This window comes from Stenotrophomonas sp. 05L414_2, from assembly GCF_056397905.1.
In genome coordinates, this window is record NZ_JBFTOJ010000244.1 from 1 (window position 1) to 4,501 (window position 4,501).

Annotated in this window: 3 protein-coding genes; all 3 read left to right on the forward strand. The window is 64.9% G+C overall.

Going from position 1 to position 4,501, the window contains the following annotated elements:
* Positions 1-279: 279 nt before the first annotated feature.
* The gene (locus AC1DJN_RS20845) at positions 280-1,722 is read left to right on the forward strand and encodes a DcaP family trimeric outer membrane transporter (protein WP_032975240.1); all 1,443 of its coding nucleotides are present in this window, start codon (positions 280-282) and stop codon (positions 1,720-1,722) included.
* A 78-nt stretch (positions 1,723-1,800) separates the two neighbouring features.
* Complete coding sequence (adiC, locus tag AC1DJN_RS20850) at positions 1,801-3,153, forward strand: arginine/agmatine antiporter (RefSeq protein WP_025879235.1); 1,353 nt, start codon at positions 1,801-1,803, stop codon at positions 3,151-3,153.
* 20 nt (positions 3,154-3,173) lie between these two features.
* The coding region (locus AC1DJN_RS20855) for an Orn/Lys/Arg decarboxylase N-terminal domain-containing protein (RefSeq protein ID WP_478040059.1) at positions 3,174-4,501 on the forward strand (1,328 nt) is incomplete at its 3' end.

Genomic DNA, 4,501 nt, shown 5'->3' on the forward strand with positions numbered 1-4,501 from the left:
AGAGGGCGTGCGCGCAATGCCATTCACGACATTCTCACCCAGCGCTTGTTACCCAGACCCCTGCGGTCGCCACCCCTTCGGCAGCGCTGCCGCAGTGGAAGCGACTCCGGCGCTGTCCGGGCAGGTGGGGCAATGTCATCGCCCTGTTGCCTGCATCGCGCAGGCTGGCGACGGTCGTCGACGCAGTACCCGCATTTCCAGCAACGGCTCGTTGAGGTCGGGGCGGCGCACGCGCGCTGCTCGGCCGCGCGGCGGAAGTTCCAGTCCGGGGAGGATGCAATGCGCTTGGCGGTACTGAGTATGGGGTGCCTGACGGCGATGGCAGCGATGCCGTTGCACGCACAGGATGATGCGCAGGCATTGCGTCGGGAGATCGACGCGATGCGGCAGACGCTGCAGGGCATGCAGCAGCGTCTGGACCAGCTTGAACGACGCGAAGAGCGTGCGGCTGCGGCTCCCGTTGTACTGCCGACGCCGACGCCCGCTGCGTCGCAGGCGACCACGACGGTGTCAACCGCCAGCGGCATCCTGCACCCGACCCAGGTTCCCGGCGTGTCGCCGACCGTGCTGCCCCAGCGTGAATCGGTGGCCGATCCGTCAACGGCGGCCTCGCGCCCGGACAGCGCCGCCGGCCCGACCGATCCGGACCTGAAAGGCTTCTTCGCCATTCCCGGCACCGACACCGTGATCCGCATCGGTGGCTATGCCAAGCTCGATGCGATTGCGGATTCGCGCGGCGCAGGGGACGAGGATCAGTTCATTCCCTCGTCGATGCCGGTGGGCGGCAGCCATCGCGATGTTTCGAACTTCAACATCCACGCCAAGCAGACGCGTTTCAGTTTCGAGGCGCGGCGGCCGACCACCCATGGCAACCTGCGCTTCTATCTGGAGAATGACTTCTTCGGCAGCAGCGATGGCTATCAGTTCCGCCTGCGCCATGCCTATGGCCAGCTTGGCAACACGTACGCGGGTTACGGGTACTCCAGCTTCATGGACCCGGACAGCCTGCCCGACACGCTGGATTTTGCCGGACCCGGCGGCGCCGGTTACCTGCTGGTGGCCGGCATCCATCACAGCTTTGCACTGGGCAAGGGCAACACCCTGACCCTGGCCGCCGAAGATCCGGACACTGAGCTGGCCGGTGCCAGCGATGCGATGGCGGCGGTCAATCGATTGCCGGATGTGAGTGCCATCGCGCGCATGGAGCGTGACTGGGGCCACCTGCAACTGGGCGTCGTGGCGCGCAATCTTGCCTACGACGGCGATGCCCGCCGTGACCGCGTCTTTGCCGGTGGCGCGCAGCTCAGTGGCTCGGCCTCGGTGGGGGAGCGCGATCTGTTGCTGTTCGGCGCGCTGGGCGGCCGCGGCCTGAGCCGCTATACCGCCGATCTCACCGGTTCCGGTCTTGACGCCGTGGTAGGTGCCGATGGACGCATCGATGCGCTGGACCTGCACGGTGGCTTCGTCGGCTATACCCACTACTGGTCTGATCTGTGGCGCTCGAACCTGATCTACGGTCAGCTGACCCTAGAGCGCAATGCGGCGCTGCCGACCGATGCATTCCGGCAAAGCCGCTATGGCGTGTTCAACCTGATCTGGAGCCCGGCACCGTCGTGGACGATGGGCATGGAACTGCTGTACGGCCGCCTGCAGCAGCAGAGCGGAGCACGCGGCGACACGGTCCGGGTGCAGGGCAGCCTGCAATACAACTTCATCAAGTAAGCGCCAGCGGCAGCACGCCAGCGTAGCCATTCCCCACGCCCGGGTTCACCGGGCCCATGCCAGGTACAGGAGATTGTCATGGCAGAAGCAAAGAAAATCGGGGTGGTCGGAGCCACCTTCCTCGTCGCCGGCAACATGATGGGCTCAGGGGTGTTCCTGCTGCCCTCCAGCCTGGCCAAGATCGGTACCGCCTCGATATGGGGGTGGCTGATCACCACGGCCGGTGCGCTGCTGCTGGCCTTCGTGTTCGCCAAGCTCGGCAAGCTGGCGCCCAAAGCGGGTGGCCCGTATGCGTATGCACGCGATTGGTTCGGTCCCTACATGGGCTTCCAGACCAACACCATCTACTGGTTCGCCAACTGGATCGGCAACGTTGCCATTCCCATCGCGGCGGTGGGCTACTTCAGCTACTTCTTCCCGATCCTGTCCGAGCCGCTGGTGCGCTGCATCGCGGTGCTGATCCTGGTGTGGGCGCTGAGCTTTGCCAACATGATCGGACCGGCGTTCGTCAGCCGCGTGCAGACGGTCACCACCAGCTTCGCGCTGGTGCCGATCCTGGGTATCGCCATCTTCGGCTGGTTCTTCTTCGATGCCGATATCTTCAAGGGGGCCTACAACGTCTCCGGCGAGTCGAACTTCGGTGCGATCTCCAGTGCTGCGGCACTGACCCTGTGGGCCTTCATCGGCGTCGAGTCGGCCTCGGTCACGGCCGGCGTGGTTGAAAACCCGGAGAAGAACGTGGCCCGCGCCACCCTGGCCGGTGTGTTCCTGGCCGCCATCGCCTACATCGCCAGCTCGTCGGTGATCATGGGCATGGTGCCCAATGGCGAGCTGCAGGTGTCTGACGCGCCGTTCGCGCTGGCGGCGGCCAAGGCCGTCGGGGGCTGGGGTGGTGCGCTGGTCAGCCTGTGCGCCTTCATCGGCGCCGCCGGCTCGCTGGGCGGCTGGATCCTGCTGACCGCGCAGAGCGCCAAGGCGGCCTCCGATGATGGCCTGTTCCCGAGCATCTTCAGCAAGACCAACAAGGACGACGTGCCGGTCAAGGGCGTGCTGATCGTGGCCGTGCTGATGACCCTGGCGGTGCTGGTGACCTCCACCTCGAAGACGGCCTCGGCCCAGTTCGACGTGATCACTTCGGCGGCGGTCGTGCTGACGCTGCTGCCGTACATCTATTCGTGCGTGGCCTGCTACTTCGTGGTGGAGCGGTCGCACACGCTGGTGCACACCGGTGCGTTCTGGACCCTGACCAGCCTGACGGTCGTGTACTGCCTGTGGGCGATCTACGGCTCGTCGGGAACGATCGTGCAGTACGCCTTCCTGTTCGTGCTGTTCATCACCGTGTTCTATCCCTTCTTCAGCGAGGAGCGTCGCCAACAGCGGCAGCGTTCCCGCGAGGCGGCGGCAATTTCGTCCGGCGCCCAGCGTTCCTGAGTTAGACAAGGAGAATCAACGTGTATTTCAAGTCCCTGGATTATCCGGTCATCGTCATTGACGGTGACTACGACTCGCCGCGCATCGGCGGCATCCTCATCCGTGCGCTGGTGGAAGAGCTGCGCAGCAATGACCAGCGCGTGCTGTGCGGCCTGAACCTGGACGATGCCCGTGCCGGCGCCCGTACCTATGTGGCCGCTTCGGCGGTGCTGATCTCGATCGACGGCAGCGAGGAGGTCGATGGCGAGTTCCAGCGCCTGACCGCCTTCCTGCGCGAGCAGAGTGCGCGCCGGGCCAACCTGCCGGTGTTCCTGTATGGCGAGCGCCGTACCATCGAGAAGGTGCCGAGCAAGCTGCTCAAGTACATCCACGGCTTCATCTTCCTGTTCGAAGACACCAAGAGCTTCATCTCGCGGCAGGTGATGCGTGCGGCCGAAGACTACATGCAGAACCTGCTGCCGCCGTTCTTCAAGGCGCTGATCCACCACGCGGCCGAGTCGAACTATTCCTGGCATACGCCGGGCCATGCCGGCGGCGTGGCTTTCACCAAGTCACCGGTCGGGCGGGCCTTCCACCAGTTCTATGGTGAGAACACGCTGCGCAGCGATCTGTCGATTTCGGTGCCGGAGCTGGGCTCGCTGCTGGATCACACCGGCCCGATCAAGGAGGCCGAGGACGAGGCCGCGCGCAACTTCGGCGCCGACCACACCTTCTTCGTCACCAACGGTACGTCGACGGCCAACAAGATCGTGTGGCATGGCACCGTGGCCCGCGGCGACGTGGTGTTCGTCGACCGCAACTGCCACAAGTCGCTGCTGCATTCGCTGATCATGACCGGCGCGGTGCCGGTGTATTTCACGCCCAGCCGCAATGCGCACGGCATCATCGGCCCGATCAGCCTGGACCAGTTCACCCCGGAAGCCCTGCAGCAGAGCATCGCGGCCAATCCGCTGGCCAGCCAGGCCTACCAGGCCGGTTCCAAGCCGCGTATCGCGGTGGTGACCAACTCGACCTACGACGGCCTGTGCTACAACGCCGAGAAAATCGCCGAGGAGATCGGCAGCGCGGTCGACTTCCTGCATTTCGATGAGGCCTGGTACGCCTATGCCGCGTTCCATCCGTTCTACGAGAACCACTACGGCATGGCCAAGGGCAAGCCGCGCGAGCAGGACGCGATCATCTTCACCACTCATTCCACGCACAAGCTGTTGGCCGCGTTCTCGCAGGCCTCGATGATCCACGTGCGTAATTCGGCCAGCCGCGACCTGGACGCCGAACGCTTCAATGAATCGTTCATGATGCATACCTCGACCAGCCCGCATTACGGCGTGATCGCGGCGTGTGATGT